Below are 15839 nucleotides of genomic sequence, written 5' to 3'. Positions count from 1 at the left end.
GCCGGTAGGTAGAGCTACTCAAATCTTGGCTGAACTGCGTCGCTCCTGCCACAGTACGGCGGCTAGGCACAGCGCCGACAGACCTGCGATGACGGCAGCGAAGCTGACCCCCGCCGGCTGCAGACCCCAGGTCTGCGCGGCGAAGCCCAGACTGACAACCGGCAGTGAGATCGCCACGTAGGCCACCACGAAATACGTTGAGCTGACCTCGGCGCGACGTTCGGTGGGGGTGCCTTCGGCGACAGCGGCCAAGCCCCGGCTGAAGCTGATGCCCTGCCCGGTACCGGCCACCAGGGCGGCGACCAGTAGCCCTGCCAGCGATGAAAATTGAAGTGCCACAGCGAGAATCACCATGCCGACGACCAAGATGGCGCAGCCTGCCGCCACCGCCCGACGTGGTTCGATGCGTCGTCCGGCAAGTTGCGCCAACGCGGAGGCGACGAAGATCGATGACGCCATGGCCCCGGCGACAGCATGGTTGTCGATCCCGATGACCGTGCTCACGAATGACGGGGCCACCGCGGAGAACAGACCCATGACGGCGAACCCGGCGAACGCTGCGGTGGCCGCGATCGCGAAATCGGACCGCACTTCTGCGGGCACCGACAGTCGCTGCTGGCCGATGCGCCCGGCACGCGCCGAGGTTTCCGGGGCCAGCAGCACGGCCACGATGGACAGCGCCGCCAGCACGATGTGCATGGTGAACGGGAGCTGCAGCGGTTGTGGGAGGTATTGCACCAGCAGGCCCGCAAGGACGGGTCCCAGCCCGAGTCCGCCGACATTGGCGATGGTGGCGGCCGCAGCCGCCTTCTCCTGCTGGGCGCGTGGCAGCGACTCGACCACGGCCGCCGTCGCGGTGCCGGTAAAAATGCCCGCCGACAAGCCCGACAGCAGCCGCGCCACGAGCAGCAGTTCGACGGTGTCGGCGTGCTGGAATACGGCGGCGCTGGCGATGGCGGCCACAGCCCCCGCGATCAGCACCGGCCGCCGGCCGATGGCGTCGGACCAGCGTCCGAACAAAAGCAGCGCGGCCAGCACACCGATGGCATAGGCCGCGAAGATCACCGTGGTGGTCAGCACTGCGAAGTGCATGTTCTGCGCGTACAGGGCGTATATCGGGGTCGGCAACGTGGTGCCCAGCATGATCGCGGCGAAGGCGAAGACCAGCATTGGGAAGCCGAGGCGTGACCGCACGGTTCGAGTTTGAAGCACGGGTTTGGCAACGCCGACACCAGCGCTGGGCATTCCTCACCGCCCGCCTTGAGCTAGAACATAGGCGGTCAGTACGTCGGTGAGCGCGCGTCGGTCCCGGGAGCTGTCCAGGGGTGTCGATGAAATGAGCTGTGCGACGACGATTCCGCGCAATGAGGCCCAGATCAAGTTGCCGATCTCTGTGGCGTGTTGCGGGTCCAGGCCTTCACCGAGGTGCCGGCCCAGGTCGGTGAGCTGACGCATCGCGTGGGCGAGACGCTTGTTGACGGCATCGTCCCGTCCGGCGCGAGTGGAGATGAGGATCTCGATCGCTGCCATCGAGGTCGGGCTGGAGAACGCTGACCACGCTGCGTCGACGACCATCTGGGTGCGCTCAGCGACCGACAGGTGCCCGATCGACTCGGGCAGCCCGTCCAGGGTTTCGGTGAGCTGACGGAACCCTTCGTCGACGACGGCGATCAAAAGTCCGCCCAAATCGCCGAAGTGGTACTGGACCACACCCCAAGTGACGCCGGCCCGTTTGGTGATGCGACGGACACTCGGTGCGGCAAAACCCTCGTCGAGGATGTAGCGCACGGTCTCGTCGATCACCATCTGCCGGGTCTGCTCGGCGCGCGGCTGGTTACCTCCCCGGGGTTGTCGTGGTCGAGTTGCACCTGCCATGCACAGACCTCACCACATCACGCCGCGAGTGTGGTCCAGCGGTCGCAAGTCATGGGCTGCCAAGATTCCGGCGGGCGCCCTGCAGACCGCTTCGATGGCGTTGATCGGTCGTGCCGCGGTGGCGATCACACCACCCTGGTTGTGGTCGGTGCCCGCGCCGCCGACGTGAGTGTTGATCTCGATGCCGGGGTCGCCGTCGACGACGACCCGGTGCACACCCGGCCGTCCGCCGGGCGGCGAGGCCCAGTCTGGCGCCGCTTGGTCCGTGAGCCGATTCACGTGTTCCATCGTGATGACAATCTCGCCATTGCGGATGCCCTCGACGCCGAAGCGCACTGCGGCGACTTTGCCTTCCTCGACGTCCATCATGGTGCACGAAATCGGTTTGGGCGTAACCCATTTCTCGTGTCGCTCACGCACCTCGTCGAGCTCTACGCCGAGATCGGCAGCCAGGCTGCGCACCTGGATGCCCCACATCGACGCGAGTACACCGGGCATGAAGAGGATTGGCTGATGGTCCGGGTCGGTGCCGAAACCGAAGCTGGCACCAGTGAATTCGGCGTCATCGTAGGAACCGTAGTCGCAGATCTCCTGGACGGTGACCGCGGTGGCGCGCCCGGCCAGGCTCAGCGCCGTGTACACGAGGGTGTCCCCGGAGAATCCGGGGTCGATCCCGTTGATGTACAGCGTGGAATTGCCTTCCTGACAGGCTTTTTCGAGTGGAACTCGCAGCCAGTCGTCAGTGAACTCCGGAGCGACCAACCAGACGAACGAGGACCCGACCACGTTGGTTCCGGCACGCAGGAAGCGGGCGATCTGGTCCATTGCCTCGCCGGCGCGGGTCTCGGCCTGCGAGGTGTAGACCATGCAGTCGGCAAGAAGCGCCACCAACGCATCAATGTCGTCGGTGGCGATCACGCCGGTCGGCTCGCTGAGCCCGCACAGCTCGGCCGCGTCACGGCCGATCTTGTCGGGGCTGGCTGCGTGCAATCCGACCAACTCGAGATCGGGACGCTCGATGATGGTCCGCAGGGCGTGGACACCCACGTTGCCGGTGGAGAACTGGATGATGCGCCGTGTCATTGTCGCCCCTTAGAGCAGATCGGTGATGGTCTTGAGGCCGGCGTCGTACAACACCCCGGGCAACATGCCGCCGTCGATCTCGACCGTGGTTCCGTTGACGAAATCGGCTGCGCCAGAGGCCAAGAAGACGATCGTGCGGCCGACTTCCGCGGGCTCACCCCCGCGGCGCAGCGGCACGTTGACGAAATATTCGCTGCCGGTCGGGTCGTCTTTCGGCAGCACGAACGACCGGAAGTTCTCCGTGATGGTCGGGCCCAACGCGACGCAGTTGACGCGTACCTTCGGACCCCATTCCTGAGCCAGCGACCGCGTCATCTGATTGAGGCCGGCTTTGGCGGCGCCGTAGGACACCAGTGTCGGCGACCCCGCGGGATGGCCGGCTCCGCTGGAGACGTTGATGATGCAGCCCACCCCGTCCTGAGTCTTCATCTGCCGGTATGCGCGAATGGCGAACCACAGTGGGCTGATCAAGTTCATCTGCACAGCGTGGGCATGGAAGAGCACACTGCGCTCGTAGTCGTCATCGCTGGCCGGCGCGCCTTGGATACGAGACACCAACGCCGGAACTGCGTCGACGGACGGCGACGGTACCGTGCCACCCGCATTGTTGACCAAGATGTCGAGGCGCCCGTGGGTATCCACAACCTGCTGCACCAGGGCGTCGATGGCGGTGTAATCGCCTTGGTCGCAAACCAATTGGCTCGACCGGCGCGCCCAGTCGGCGTTGCCATCCGTGCCGGGCAAGGCATCGAGCGAACCTCGTGAGCAACCGATGACGGTGGCGCCGGCCCGCAGCAACTCATGCGCGATGCCTACCCCGACGCCCCGGCTGGTACCTGTGACAATGGCGATCTTGCCATCGAGTTCACCCACATTCTTCTCCATTTCTTTGTCACGGGAGGTCGGTGGACAACAAAGTCAGCGGCAGTCCGAGGACCGACATCTCGATCTCGTCGAGTTGCCATCCGTCCCCGTCTCTGTGCTGACGGAATCTCGTAATCCCGTCGTATCGGCGTGCGATTTCCTCGGCGCGCGGCGCGTCCCCGACCCGCAACACGAGTGTGAATACGCCGTCGCCGTGGCTGTCGAGGAAGTGCTGAACCGGGTTGTCGGTGCCTGGCTCGATGGGCGTGACCAACTCCAGGCCACGGTTCCAGTCGAGCATCACGCGCAGGCCGACGTCGTCGACGTTGAACTCGACGAATTGGAAGCCGAGCTCGGTGAACATCTGCGCAACTCTGGGCAGTCGTTGTGCGCCAACGGCAATCACCGCGTGGTGCAGATTGGGCTGTTCGCGCGATTCGGGCATGCCCGAAGATTACAGTTGTTATGTTTTTGTGCACAAGAGCCCAACGACGAGGGAGAAACGATGACTCAGTCGGCAGGAAAGACCTATCGCGTTGCCGTGTGGGCTACCGGCGGTGTCGGGCGCTACGCCATCCGAACGGTCGTGGACCGGCCCAACCTCGAACTGGTCGGTGCGTGGGTGCACTCGGAAGCCAAGGACGGGCAAGACGTCGGAGTGTTGGCCGGCATTGATCCGGTCGGCGTCACGGCCACACGCGACGTTGATGCACTGTTGGCCTCGGACGTCGACTGCGTGATGTATGCCGCGCCGGCCGGTCCGCGGCCCGCCGAGGCGCTCGCCGACTTCTGCCGCATCCTGGCCTCGGGAACCAACGTCGTCACCACGTCGCTACCTGGCTTGGTCTACGAGAAGGGTTCGCTCTCAAAGAGGTTTCTCGATCCGATCCGGGAGGCGTCCGCGGCAGGGCAGAGCTCGATCTTCTCGTCAGGCATAGAACCCGGATTCGGTTGTGACCTTTTCCCGATCGCGCTGATGACGATGTCGCACAAGGTGTATTCGGTGCGCGGCATCGAGATCACCAACTACTCGGAGTATCCGGTCGAGTGGGATGTGCGTGAACTGTTCGGTTTCGGCCAGCCGCTCGACTATCAGGGTGGGTTGAAGAAACCCGGCGTGCTGAAGTGGGGATGGGGCGCGGCGATCACCATGGTCGCGGATGCGCTCGGCGTCGAGTTCGACGAGATTCGCGAGACCTGTGAATTCCTGCCGACTCCGCGTGATCTTCACACCGCCTGCGGCCTCATCCCAGCCGGCACGGTCGGCGCCACGTACGCCAAGTGCATCGGTGTCGTCGACGGCCAAGAGGTCGTCAGCCTCGAACACGTCGACAGGATGGCTGATGACCTGGCACCCGAGTGGCCGACCGGACGAACCGGTGCCACCGATGGCATCTGGCGGGTGCTCATCGACGGTGAGCCGTCGTTCGACGGAGAATTCGAGGTCGGCTACCGGCAGGGCGAAAGTGCGAACGACCACGGCCTTTTGGCGACCGGCATGCGGGCTGTCAACGCCATTCCGTGGGTATGTGAAGCCGCGCCGGGCATCGTGGACGCTTTGCACCTGCCACTGACTTCAGCGATAGGGGCGTTGCATCCGCATCGTGACGGTGTGCCCGCCTTCTGAAATTCGGGCGTTAAGCTGGGCGAATGTCCAAGGGCCGCAGAAGGTTTCGCACCTGGCGCAAATAGAGACGGCCACGAAGTGGGCCGAGGCGAAGGGCTACCAGATCGTGGGGCAGTTCGAGGATCTCGGGGTGTCCGCTGAGAAGCGACCGGAGGACCGGCCAGACCTCGGATCCTGGCTGACCGAGGAGGGCGCGGCCAGTTGGGGGAACGCGCGCGGCTTTTCCGAAGGCGTAGAAGTTCCCGCGGTACCACGCCTCCTACGGACCCGGCGGCGGTGGATCGAGCATCTGGACGCGATCGCGCTGCCATTGGTAGCGCACAATCGTCACGGGGCCCGGACAGGCGGTGCAGCCGTATCGGCCGTCCTTGTATTCCAGGACGACGGTGTCGTCAGTCGTCAACGGAACGTTCAGCGATGTGAACGGATACGGCACCCACGTGGCGGTGCCGAGGTACTCGCCGTGATGGAAGAACAAGGCATGATCCGGTGAGCTGCCCGTCGCGCGCTCGACAGTGACCAGTGCGGTCGATAACGTCGCACACGGATCGAAGTTCCCCCCGTAAGGCACGGGACTCCAGGCCACGTCCGTGTCGGGAAATGCAGGTCGTAGCCGGTGAATAGCCTCGGTGATCATCGGTGCACTCAAGTCCACCCCGCATCTCGTCCCCGGCGGCGGTTCGCCGGAGGCCGGTGCCGGTGACCAAACACTCGTGGCTACGGCGAGCGCGGCCAGACATACGAACGCACGAATTATCGCTTCGCCCATACGCTTCGTCACAATCCAACATTGTGCCGCTAACCCAGGCCGTTGGACATCCAGATCGCTACAGACCTCAACTACCGCGGCGGGGTCGTCCTCAACGCCATAATCCCCTGGCTGAATCGGTTATGCGACACGCCCTAGCCCGTAACACCAGTTAAAGCATGACGCAGATCACAGCCGCGATCTGCGGGATGCGCTTCATCTGCACACCTATAAGCCGTTAGCGACCTACTCCGTTAGGAGGCGCGCCAGGATGACGATCGTCACCGATGACAGCAACGATGACCGCCGACACCCCACAGGCTGTCCATGATGTTCTTGGGACCGTAGTGGGGAGCGGTCATTTCTTCTCCTGGGCGGTTGCTGCTTTGGCGGCCTTCTGGACCGTGGAAGTCTTCTTCTGGGCGGTTGCTGCCCCGTTACCCTGGGCGGTTGCTGCTCCGTTACCCTGGGCGGTTGCTGCTCCGTTACCCTGGGCGGTTGCTGCTTTGGCGGCCTTCTGGACCCCGGAAGTGGACAACTTCCACAACTCGTCACGCAGCGTCGAGCCGTTCGACGACCAGGCCGGGTCACCAGGCCCGAGCTGGGCGGTGACGTACTCGAGGAGCCCGCGGTCGCTGGCGGCCTTCAGCCACTGCTCGAACGTCTGCGGAGCGGGAGCCGCTGCAGGCGACGCGGGAGGAGCCGCTGCGGGCGACGGGGGAGTAGGCGCCTGCTGCGCGTTGGCGATGCCCCAGTAGCGGTCGACGGCGGCCTTGAACACATCCCACGGGAAATGCTGGAATGGCGGCCCGTAAGGACCGTTAGGCCCGTCGACGTCGGTGTGGTCGTTGCCGTCACGCAGATGCGCGGTGCAGTAGCGGTGATCGGCGATACCGGGCGGGTCAGAGTTGTACGGCGGGACGATGACCTTTGGGTCGATGTTGTACTTCAGGCAGTCGGCCACGGCCAGGTACGCACTCACGTCGATCGCGCGTCCCATGTGCGTCAACCAGTCCTGCCGGTCCCAGTTCGACTCCGACCCCGCATAGCAAAGATTGATTGACCTGCGGTTACTCGAGGCGACCGCCCAGGCCGCCTGGTCGGTGTCCACCACATCAACAACGGTCACACCGTTGTCGTTCGGGTAACCGGTGGAGATCGTGTAGTGGTACGACCGCGGGTTCTTGGTGCCCTGCGTTCCGATCAGGAAGTGCGCCAAACCGTCGGCGTTGTCGGTGTCTGACCCGTCCTCGGTGTGTAGCAGCCACAGATCGATCTTCGTACCGCCGCGATCCTCGTTGTTGTCCGACCACAACGGATACTCGTTGAAGTCGGGCCTGGCCGCTTCGAGCGCAGCAACGCGCGGGTCGGCCGGTGGTGTTGGTGCCGCAGCAACTTTCCCAATGGTCTGGTCGTAGAGCGCCTGGGCGTCATCCATGTGCTGGTCGTATCTATCAGGAAATGCGCTCCCTTGGACCGCCTGAGCGAACGATCCCGGCGACTGACTGGTGTCGTTGTAGTTGTGCGCCTTGAGCCGCTGGAAGAACAGCGTCGCCGACTTGCACGGGTCCATACACGTCGCGGCGTCGCCCCACCACCACGGCGGTCCGACGACCTGCTGCTGGAACAAGCCCACGCTGTTGCCGTCGGAGCCCACAGCGTCGTGCGGGATGTCCATCGACGTGGCGACCTTGCTGTTGGCGTAGTTCAGCCAGTTCGATTCAACGAACACCGTGGCGAACCCGATGACTATGCCGCGGGGTGTGATCCCTAAATCAGCCCCGGCCTGATTGACTGCGTGTACATAAGCCAGGTTCGGCATGCCTACCATCTCCTTCTGGAACCGTCTGAGTCGGGTCAATGTCGTTGTCGGCGTCGCTGTTTGGGTTCGGCACCCGCACCTAATGGTGGGAAACGGGTGCCGCAAGTTCTGGCGCCGGGTGTTTCCTGTCGAGTGGGTTAGGTCAGGACCGCGGTTCGCGTGCCCCAGTCGTTTGCGTGCTGGATGCCGAGTTGCAGGTAGGTCTGCGGGCCGTTAGCCGACCAGGTCTCGTCCTCGTAGTGGACGTGTGGCCAGATGCCGCTGCCGTAGAACTTCAGCGCCAGGATGGCCGCCTGCACATCGGCGGCCACGCCGGCCGGCAGATTGACGCCGTCGCCACTGATGCCGTCGATAAGGCCGGTAAAGCCGCCCTCGAGCAGCGGCAGCAGCAAGGTCGCCAGGCCGAGGGTCAATGTTGTCGGGTTGCTGGCGACGCCTTGCAGCAGCGATACTCCGGTGCTGCCGAGCAGGCCGCCCAGTGGGCCGGTGCTGCCGGTTGCGGTGCCGCCGAGGACGGGCAAGCCGCCGTCCTTTTCCACTATCCGCAGCAGGTATGGGATTGCGCCTTGAATGGTGCCCAGCGGGTCGTCCAGCTGCGTCTCAAGGACGATCTGCTCCACATCGGCGAGCACCTGACCGGTGGCGCCCAGCGGTGCGTTGGTGTACATGTCGCCGGGGGCGGCCAGCCAGCAGCAGCGCCATCCCAGCGCGGCAATCGCCGCGTCAGACATCGTGAAAAACGGCGCACCGATGCCTTGGCCAGAAGGAATCGGGCCGAGGAAAAACGAGTGCCCGAACGGGCGCCAGGGGTCAGCGATCAGCACGACGCACACCAGGCGGTGCGCGTGCGCGTTCAGCGGGTCCTTTGTGTCGAACAGCCGGTTGAGGAACTGCACGACGCCCTTGGTGCCCAGCGAATAGCTAGCGATAGCGAACGACACGGTGCTGCCTACCACAGCGTCGTGGAGCATCTGTTCGGCCTGGTCGGCGGCCTCGTCGCCAGATGGGCCGGCGCCGGCCACGCCAACCGGAATCTTGCCCATGGTTGCGGCGTAGGGGATGGGGTGCTCGTGGTAGACGCCTGGCAGTGCTTGGGCGATTCGGCTGGTGTAGTCCTGCCCGATGACGCCGCCGGTGCCGCGCACGGTGAACAGCGCGTGCGTCGGCGGTGCCGGCGGCGGGTAGCTGCCCAACCGGGTTCGCATAACCAGGGTCGCCACGGCGTTGCCGGTGCTGTCTTTGACCGTCGGCAGGCCACTGTGCTGGCAGAACTCGGCTACCGCTGCGGCGACAGTGGTGTCGTAGTTGGGCTGCTGCACCACGCCCAAGTCGCGCGCCCACTGGAACTTGGCGTTGAGCTTGCCAGTCAGCAGCGTGATTGCGTCCCAATTCGGCGCGCTGCGTGGCATATTGGGGTCGTCGCTGTCGCCGACACCCAGGCCAATCCATTTGCCATTCGCGTCAACTGCCATCATGCCTCCTTGCGGTGAATGTCGCCGAGTGCCTCGGCGATGGCCTTGTCCACCAGCACGCTCACGGACTCGATGAGCGTGCGGCCGCCGAGTCGGTGCGACCGTTCGCGACATCTGCTATTGAGTGCCCACCGGTCGGATGTGAGCAAGAGTGCGGTCCGCTGAGCGGACCGAGATACTGCAACCGCCCGGGCCTCCACGGCAGGCTGACCGTCGGGCAAGCGGTGGCAACGGCACCGGGTGTGCCCGACGTAGGGCCAGAAGCGCCGGGTTACGAGCCGCCGAGGGGGGACGCCGTGCTGCAGGCGCCCTCCCTACAGGACATGGCAAGGTGCCGGCGTTTAGGTAGGCAGGGCGCATGGGCGCCCGACCGGGTCGTGCTGATCCTGAATCTGCGGTCCTAAGCGCCGCTAGTTGGCCGCCGTAAGCTGCTGGCATGACTGTGAAGTTGTGCCTGGCGCAGGATCCCGAAGCTGACGCGTTGTTGGAGGCCAGCCCGTTTGCCCTGGTCACGGGGATGTTGCTTGATCAGCAGATCCCGATGGAGGTGGCGTTCGCCGGGCCGAAGAAGCTCGAGGACCGCCTCGGGTCGTTGGACGCTGGCGAGATCGCTGACTACAACCCCGACAAATTCGCCGAGCTGTTCGCGCAAACCCCTGCGGTGCACCGGTTTCCGGGCTCGATGGCTATGCGCGTGCAGGCGCTGTCGCAGGCGATTGTCGACCAATACGGCGGCGACGCCGCGGCGTTGTGGACCGCCGGCGACCCAGACGGCAAAGAGGTGCTGCGCCGGCTCAAGGCGCTGCCGGGCTTCGGTGAGCAGAAGGCCAAAATCTTCCTGGCACTGCTGGGCAAGCAGTACGGCGTCACACCCACGGGTTGGCGCCAAGCCGCCGGCGATTACGGCAAGCAGGGCACGCACATGTCGGTGGCCGACGTCGTCGACAAGGGCTCGCTCGACCAGGTGCGTGCCTACAAGAAGCAGATGAAAGCGGCGGCCAAAGAGGCAAAGGCCAAGGGCTGAGCCACTTTCGAAGGTATTGACCCTGCGCCCACGGCGCATTTCTGCGAGTGGCCCGCGCCGACAGCGCAGGATCAACACGGGGGCTCAGAGCGCTGGGCCGTCAAACCGCTCGCGTGTCACAAATTCCGACACCGGCCTGCGGGTCAGCTTGGTCACCTGCTTGACAGGCTTACCCAGCGGCAGCATGCATGCCACCGCGTAGTTTTCCGGTATGCCGAGCAACTCGCGCACCGCGGGTTCCTGCGCCACGACCATGGTGGTCATCACTCCGCCGAAGCCCTCGTTGCGAGCGGCCAGCAGGATGCCCCAGGCGAATGGGTAGATCGACGCGCCGCTGATCACGCCGATGCGGTCCAGGTGCTGGTCGAACGCCGCCGCCACTCCGAGATCCAGACACACCACCAGCACTACCTGGGCGCCCAGCAGGGTCCCGGTGACCATGCCGTCGGGTACCGGGGTTGCCTCGACAACCGCGGGGTCAACTCCGCAGGGTCGCAACGGGTTCCACGGCCCCTCGCCGGCGGCGATTTGGGCGATGTACTGCTTGGCGCCGGGTGCGGAGAGCTCGCCCAGCTTCTTCCGGGTCTCGACGTCACGGATCGTTATGACGCGCGCACCTTGCCGGTTACCGCCGCTGGGGGCGAAGCGGGCGTTGTCCAGGATGCGTTCGAGCACCGAGTCGGGCAGTGGGTCGTCGGTGAACTTCCGGACTGCCCCGGTTGTGCGCATGACGTCATAGATCTCCATACGGACCATCATGCGTATGGGAAGGTATTCAGTATGGCTAAAACACACTTGAATTGTCCGTGCGGCGAAGCGATCACCGGCACTGACGAAGACGATCTGGTCGAGAAGGCTCAGGCCCACCTGGCGGAGTCCCATCCTGGTCGCGAATACGACCGGGAAATGATCCTGTTCATGGCGTACTAACCACTGACCTGCATAAACACAGCTGATCAGGCGGCTAAAGCGGGTCAATCCCGTATTTTCCCGTACATTGACCGCCTACCCCGCCTGACCAGCCCACTTATCCAGTTATCCAGTACCGCCCGCGCATCCGGTCCTTCCCAACCAGCGCGCCAACGCCGGTCTTGATCGAATACCTGATTCCGTGATGATCATCCGCGGGAAGGTGCGCCCGCTTTCACGCCGCCCCGCCGAGGCTCATCAACAGGTATCGATCATTGCTCCAGGGGGCAGGAGTGGGCGAGACCTTTGGGTAGGTCGTTTTGTTCGGCTACCTGCGTGCGAAGCGTCGCCGCGAGGACCGTCCTCGATCTTGTTCGAGCTCAATCGCTTCCAGGTAGTCATCAATGTCGTCGCGGGCATCGGCTATTACCTCGACGGCTTCTTCGAGGCGCTCGATCAAAGACCCGAGGCCGCCGCGCCGTCGGCCCAACAGGAAAGTCCGGACCTTCGCATACGTCGCGACATCTTCGGCAGTCAGATCCTCACCTTCTTCGTCGACATCGTCGCCTTTGGGTAGATGCTCCATGAGTAGTTCTTGAACTTGGAGCAGCAGCCGCGAAATGTCTTCATTCGGAGCCTCGGTCGCCTCTGGGGTGCTCGATTTCGTGCTGGTTGCGGCTTTGTTCTCAGGGGATTCGGATTTCTTGCTGGCTGCTTCCGAACCGCGCTGCTCTGACACAGTCACCGTCACTATCTCCTTGCTGTGGGAATCCTGCATTTTCGTGTATGTAAAAACGCTCCGCCCGAAATGAGTGAGGAGCGGTAGTGAAATATGTGAATGCGCATGCTGTGCATTCACCGTCTCCGGGACGCCGCCCGGCGAGCGAAGGTAAACCTCGCCGGGCGGCACCAGGGACGATCGCTCGACCGAATCGAGCTATCCGTGCCTTTATTGAACGGAGGCGACGGTCAGCGGACGGCGCGTATGGACTGTGCAGCGCGTGCCCGTGCAACCCGCCGCACGCCCGAGCGCCGCCGCCGGCGACGCACTGCCTTCGCGACCACTGCAGCGCGGACTAGCCGCCGTGCCCTGTCCCGGTCGAAGCCCTCGTCATCGTCGCCCTCCTCGAGGTCCTCGAGCGCATCTTCGATCTGCTCCAGTGCCTCTTCGAGAATTTCCTGCAGGTTCTCCAGAGCCTCTACTGCATCTTGCAGGTCCATCAATAACCTCCTGAAAAAGGTTGATCGGGCGAGCCCGAAGCCGAATTGCGCCGAGCCCCGTTTCACCGTGTCACCAAGAGGTGTGCGGCAAGTTAAAAATTTCGAAATAAATAAGGCTGTGAATTGCGTGTCAAGCGCATCGTGCAGCATTAGCGTATTTGAGCAATATAGAGGTGCTCTACTAATCAATTTCTGCGAGACGCGATCAGCAACCCCATCTGGCAATGGCCTGGCCACCCAACGTGCAGTCGTCGAACGGCCATCAATCGTGGGGCAACGCCAGCGGCAGGCTGCGCATTTCGACGCAGACCGCGACACCCTAGGCGCGGCAAACAGTTCATGTATGTCGCGGAACCTATTGCCTTCGGCCGATCTTCAACAGTCGACCCAGTGGACACCGTTGGTAGGCACAAGGCGCGGTATCCGAGGTCCACGCGCGTTCAGTTACGCCGTTCCGGCCACGTGGACCGCCTGCATCCACGGTTATCAGGTGCCCATGCAACCCCGGCTACCACATTTTGTTGCCGACTCATTGCCAGGCCAGGCGCTGCAAGGTGACGGCCAACAGCACCGCCAGCAGTTCCCGCTGGCGGTCGATATTTTTGAGCTCCGCGCCGAGCAGCAGCATGGTGATGTCTTCGATGGTGATCAGCCGCCCGCTGGCCGCGATCCGGCGGAGCTCTTCGACAACTCGGTCTACCTGGACATTGGCGATGTCGAGCAGTCCGGTCGGGACATCATGTTCCATCATCATCAACCCTTCCCACGGAGGGATCGGTTACGCAGACAACGATGTCGACGACGCCGTTGCGGGCGGTCGTGGGAAAATAGTAAACCCGCTGCCCATGGTCTGCAGCTCACCGAGGCCGGTGTTTTGCTGTTTAGATATTTGTTAGTTATTTGCGACCTTCTGGTCACATCAGCGTCGGCGCCGACGTCGCGGCGTTCTGCAAATGGCGCAGGTCAAGCGGCGGCCCACAACGGTGGCTGTGGCGGCTGCTTCAACAACAACGACGCGGTTCGTTGCGCAGGTTCGTAGCCGAGGACGGTTCCGGTAGCGGCAGGAGCGGTCGTAAGTTCCACGCGTGCCGGAGATGGCACGCACGCTCGCGTTCGTTGTAGGGCAGTGATCAGGGCACGACGGCCGAACCGATGGTCGGCATGAACTGGCACTGCTTCTCGGTGGTCGTCACCTGACCGAAGATGGTCGACATGACGCTGCCTGATCCGGTGTCGACGATCGCGGTGAGCGTCGTCGGTCCCTGCGGGTTGATGTCGGCCTGCGGGTGCAGCGTCGCGCTGCCCGACTTGCCGGTGGTCAGGTTGACCCAGGTGACGTTGAGTGGCAGCTTCTGCTCGGCGGCGGGTCCGGGCGTGCCCACTGCGGTGAACACGTAGGCCATCTGGCCGGGACCGGGGCCCGGGGTCGGAATCTTGGCCGGGCCGGCCACCGAAATCGCCGTCGCCAGGACGTTTCCGCCGTCGGCGAGGCAGCCATTGCTGATCGACGGGTACATGAAGTCCTGCGTGACCGGCGCGCCCGGTCCCAACGGTGAGCTGGCGGGCGCGGCGGCAGGTGCAGCCGGGGGCGCGGCCGCCTGGGTGACCGGAGCCGCCGATGGTGCGGGGGCCGGCGCCGCGGCGGGTGCTGGAGCTGCTGCCGGCGCAGGAGCGGGTGCCGCATCAGGTGCCGGGGCTGGTGCTGGAGCAGCCGCTGGAGCAGGGGCAGGGGCGGGTGCCGCAGCTGGAGCTGCTGCCGGCGCAGGAGCGGGTGCCGCCGCCGGAGCCGCGACGGGGACCGCGTCCGGAACCGGGCCCACTGCGTGGGTCGGGTCGATCCCAGCCGGCAGGTGGGCGTCGGTGCCCGGAATCGCACCCGGCGCCGGCACGTGCGCAGCGGCTGGGTCGGCGGCGAACTGATTCACTGCATTCGCCAGATTCTTCGAATCCGATGGCGTCGAGCTGTTTCCGGCGAACGCCTTGGCCGCTGCCATGAGCAGCTCCGCGGCGCCCGACGGATCAGCCGCCGCCTGCTGGATCACCGGGCCGAGCATCTGCATGGCCGGAAGGCCTGGAGCCTGCAGGCCGCTGATCGGCAGCGGCAACGGCAGGACCGGCGCCGGATCAGCATGGGCGACGACAGTGCCGCCCATGGTGAGTGCAGCGGACGCGCCGATTGCGACGAACAGCTTCCTCGTGTGCATGACTCTCCCCGGTTTCGTGGCGATTAGTTGGTTACGGTGCGGATCACGGCAGGCCGGAGGTCAACATCGGCGCCAGGCTGGTCAAGCTGAGCAGCCCTGGCGCGACGCCGGTGGCGGCCTGTGCCGGTGCAGCCACGGCAGGTGCGGCCGCTGCGGGTGCAGCGAGCGCAGGTGCGGTGAGTGCAGGTGCGGCGACGCCGGCCAGCGGCGCGGTGGCAGCCGGAGCAGCTGCGGCAGCCAGCGGGGCGGCCAACGGTGCCGCGGCAGCGGCGAGCGGTGCGGTCGCGGCTGCCAATGGTGAGGTGGCGGCGGTGGCCACAGGCGCGGTGGCAGCCGGCTTGGGCAGCAGATTCGACAGCGGCGTACCGGCAGGCACCAGCGACGTCAGGTCACCCGGAAAGTTGATCTGCTGCGGCAGCGGCACCGGCGAGCCCGGAATCTGCGGGATGTTGATGTTGGCCGATGGGATCAGACCTTGCGACGGCGCGGCCGGTGCGGCAGCCGGAGCGGCCGGGGTCAATGCCGAGGGCTGGGGCAGCGTCACCGATGCGGTGGCAGCCGGTGCGGCCGGCGCCGTAGCCGGGTTACCGGTCGTGAGTGCCTGCGTCACGCCGGACAGCACCTGGCTCGGCGCCTGTGCCAACTGGTTGACGATCGGCGCGGCGGGCGACGGCGCGGCGGGCGGGACGGGAGCTGGTGCCGCGGGAATTGGGTCAGCGACGGCGACCGCACTCAGTGCGATGGCGACCGGGACGGTGCTGGCGGCGGCAATCATGCTGGCGGCCAACAGTTTTGCGGTAGTTCGGTTGCGCATGTGAGGTGTCCTCCGAGTTCGTTTGTGAACGTCGAAACCCAAGGTATCGAGTTACTGATGTGGCTCAAGTGACACGTGTGGCATTTATTCGACCGTTACGAACCTGTGCGACGACGGAGACCCGATGGCGGAAACGACTGGACGTATGACCGGACATCGAGACGGACTGAGCCAGA

18 protein-coding genes and 1 pseudogene are annotated in these 15839 nt (G+C 64.8%); 4 read left to right on the top strand and 15 right to left on the bottom strand.

Features of this window, described 5'->3' with window-relative positions; all coding sequences use genetic code 11:
* Nucleotides 1-18: 18 nt before the first annotated feature.
* The 5 genes from M2432_RS11225 to M2432_RS11205 all read right to left on the bottom strand — a co-directional run bounded on the left by M2432_RS11225 (nucleotide 19) and on the right by M2432_RS11205 (nucleotide 4267).
* Complete coding sequence (locus M2432_RS11225) at nucleotides 19-1170, bottom strand: MFS transporter (RefSeq protein WP_280826946.1); 1152 nt, start codon at nucleotides 1168-1170, stop codon at nucleotides 19-21.
* A 78-nt stretch (nucleotides 1171-1248) separates the two neighbouring features.
* Nucleotides 1249-1875, bottom strand: coding sequence for a TetR/AcrR family transcriptional regulator (locus tag M2432_RS11220; protein ID WP_280826878.1), 627 nt, complete (start codon nucleotides 1873-1875; stop codon nucleotides 1249-1251).
* Between the two features lie 9 nt (nucleotides 1876-1884).
* Entirely contained in the window at nucleotides 1885-2958 is a 1074-nt protein-coding gene (locus tag M2432_RS11215) for a dihydrodipicolinate reductase (RefSeq protein WP_280826877.1), read from the bottom strand.
* A 9-nt stretch (nucleotides 2959-2967) separates the two neighbouring features.
* Nucleotides 2968-3831 (bottom strand): SDR family oxidoreductase, encoded by an 864-nt coding sequence (locus M2432_RS11210; protein WP_280826876.1) that lies wholly within the window; start codon nucleotides 3829-3831, stop codon nucleotides 2968-2970.
* Nucleotides 3832-3850: 19 nt separating this feature from the next.
* Complete coding sequence (locus M2432_RS11205) at nucleotides 3851-4267, bottom strand: hypothetical protein (protein WP_280826875.1); 417 nt, start codon at nucleotides 4265-4267, stop codon at nucleotides 3851-3853.
* 60 nt (nucleotides 4268-4327) lie between these two features.
* Between M2432_RS11205 and M2432_RS11200 the strand changes: the two genes are divergently transcribed.
* Both M2432_RS11200 and M2432_RS11195 read left to right on the top strand, forming a co-directional pair.
* A complete protein-coding gene (locus M2432_RS11200; RefSeq protein ID WP_280826874.1) occupies nucleotides 4328-5449 on the top strand; it encodes a dihydrodipicolinate reductase in 1122 nt (373 codons plus the stop codon).
* Nucleotides 5427-5621 (top strand): annotated as a pseudogene (locus M2432_RS11195) (recombinase family protein); the annotation flags it as partial. The gene M2432_RS11200 and the pseudogene M2432_RS11195, both read left to right, overlap by 23 nt.
* 87 nt (nucleotides 5622-5708) lie before the next feature.
* Here the strand turns inward: M2432_RS11195 and M2432_RS11190 are convergent.
* From M2432_RS11190 to M2432_RS11175, 4 genes are all read right to left on the bottom strand, one after another.
* A complete protein-coding gene (locus tag M2432_RS11190) occupies nucleotides 5709-6086 on the bottom strand; it encodes an LppP/LprE family lipoprotein (protein ID WP_280826873.1) in 378 nt (125 codons plus the stop codon).
* 469 nt (nucleotides 6087-6555) lie between these two features.
* Nucleotides 6556-8019, bottom strand: a complete 1464-nt coding sequence (locus M2432_RS11185) for an N-acetylmuramoyl-L-alanine amidase (RefSeq protein ID WP_280826872.1) — start codon at nucleotides 8017-8019, stop codon at nucleotides 6556-6558.
* A gap of 137 nt (nucleotides 8020-8156) precedes the next feature.
* Complete coding sequence (locus tag M2432_RS11180) at nucleotides 8157-9491, bottom strand: hypothetical protein (protein WP_280826871.1); 1335 nt, start codon at nucleotides 9489-9491, stop codon at nucleotides 8157-8159.
* The gene (locus tag M2432_RS11175) at nucleotides 9491-9640 is read right to left on the bottom strand and encodes a hypothetical protein (protein ID WP_280826870.1); all 150 of its coding nucleotides are present in this window, start codon (nucleotides 9638-9640) and stop codon (nucleotides 9491-9493) included. Before M2432_RS11175 ends, M2432_RS11180 begins: the two co-directional genes overlap by 1 nt.
* A 287-nt stretch (nucleotides 9641-9927) precedes the next feature.
* Between M2432_RS11175 and M2432_RS11170 the strand changes: the two genes are divergently transcribed.
* A complete protein-coding gene (locus M2432_RS11170; RefSeq protein WP_280826869.1) occupies nucleotides 9928-10515 on the top strand; it encodes an HhH-GPD-type base excision DNA repair protein in 588 nt (195 codons plus the stop codon).
* 84 nt (nucleotides 10516-10599) lie between these two features.
* Here the strand turns inward: M2432_RS11170 and M2432_RS11165 are convergent, their stop codons facing one another.
* Nucleotides 10600-11262, bottom strand: a complete 663-nt coding sequence (locus tag M2432_RS11165; protein WP_280826945.1) for a nitroreductase family protein — start codon at nucleotides 11260-11262, stop codon at nucleotides 10600-10602.
* 33 nt (nucleotides 11263-11295) lie between these two features.
* Here M2432_RS11165 and M2432_RS11160 point away from each other — a divergent pair, with 33 nt between their 5' ends.
* A complete protein-coding gene (locus M2432_RS11160; protein ID WP_280826868.1) occupies nucleotides 11296-11445 on the top strand; it encodes a DUF1059 domain-containing protein in 150 nt (49 codons plus the stop codon).
* 307 nt (nucleotides 11446-11752) lie between these two features.
* On the opposite strand, the gene M2432_RS11155 is transcribed toward M2432_RS11160, so the two are convergent.
* The 5 genes from M2432_RS11155 to M2432_RS11135 all read right to left on the bottom strand — a co-directional run bounded on the left by M2432_RS11155 (nucleotide 11753) and on the right by M2432_RS11135 (nucleotide 15663).
* Entirely contained in the window at nucleotides 11753-12169 is a 417-nt protein-coding gene (locus M2432_RS11155) for a hypothetical protein (RefSeq protein WP_280826867.1), read from the bottom strand.
* A gap of 224 nt (nucleotides 12170-12393) precedes the next feature.
* The gene (locus M2432_RS11150; protein ID WP_280826866.1) at nucleotides 12394-12645 is read right to left on the bottom strand and encodes a hypothetical protein; all 252 of its coding nucleotides are present in this window, start codon (nucleotides 12643-12645) and stop codon (nucleotides 12394-12396) included.
* A gap of 529 nt (nucleotides 12646-13174) precedes the next feature.
* On the bottom strand, nucleotides 13175-13399 hold the full coding sequence (locus tag M2432_RS11145) for a hypothetical protein (protein WP_280826865.1): 225 nt from the start codon (nucleotides 13397-13399) through the stop codon (nucleotides 13175-13177).
* Between the two features lie 376 nt (nucleotides 13400-13775).
* Complete coding sequence (locus M2432_RS11140) at nucleotides 13776-14849, bottom strand: hypothetical protein (protein WP_280826864.1); 1074 nt, start codon at nucleotides 14847-14849, stop codon at nucleotides 13776-13778.
* A gap of 43 nt (nucleotides 14850-14892) precedes the next feature.
* Complete coding sequence (locus M2432_RS11135; RefSeq protein WP_280826863.1) at nucleotides 14893-15663, bottom strand: hypothetical protein; 771 nt, start codon at nucleotides 15661-15663, stop codon at nucleotides 14893-14895.
* Nucleotides 15664-15839: the final 176 nt, after the last annotated feature.

It is taken from the genome of Mycobacterium sp. OTB74, from assembly GCF_029892685.1.
In the GTDB taxonomy this organism is placed as follows: domain Bacteria; phylum Actinomycetota; class Actinomycetes; order Mycobacteriales; family Mycobacteriaceae; genus Mycobacterium.
This window is presented reverse-complemented; position numbering and strand designations above follow the sequence as displayed.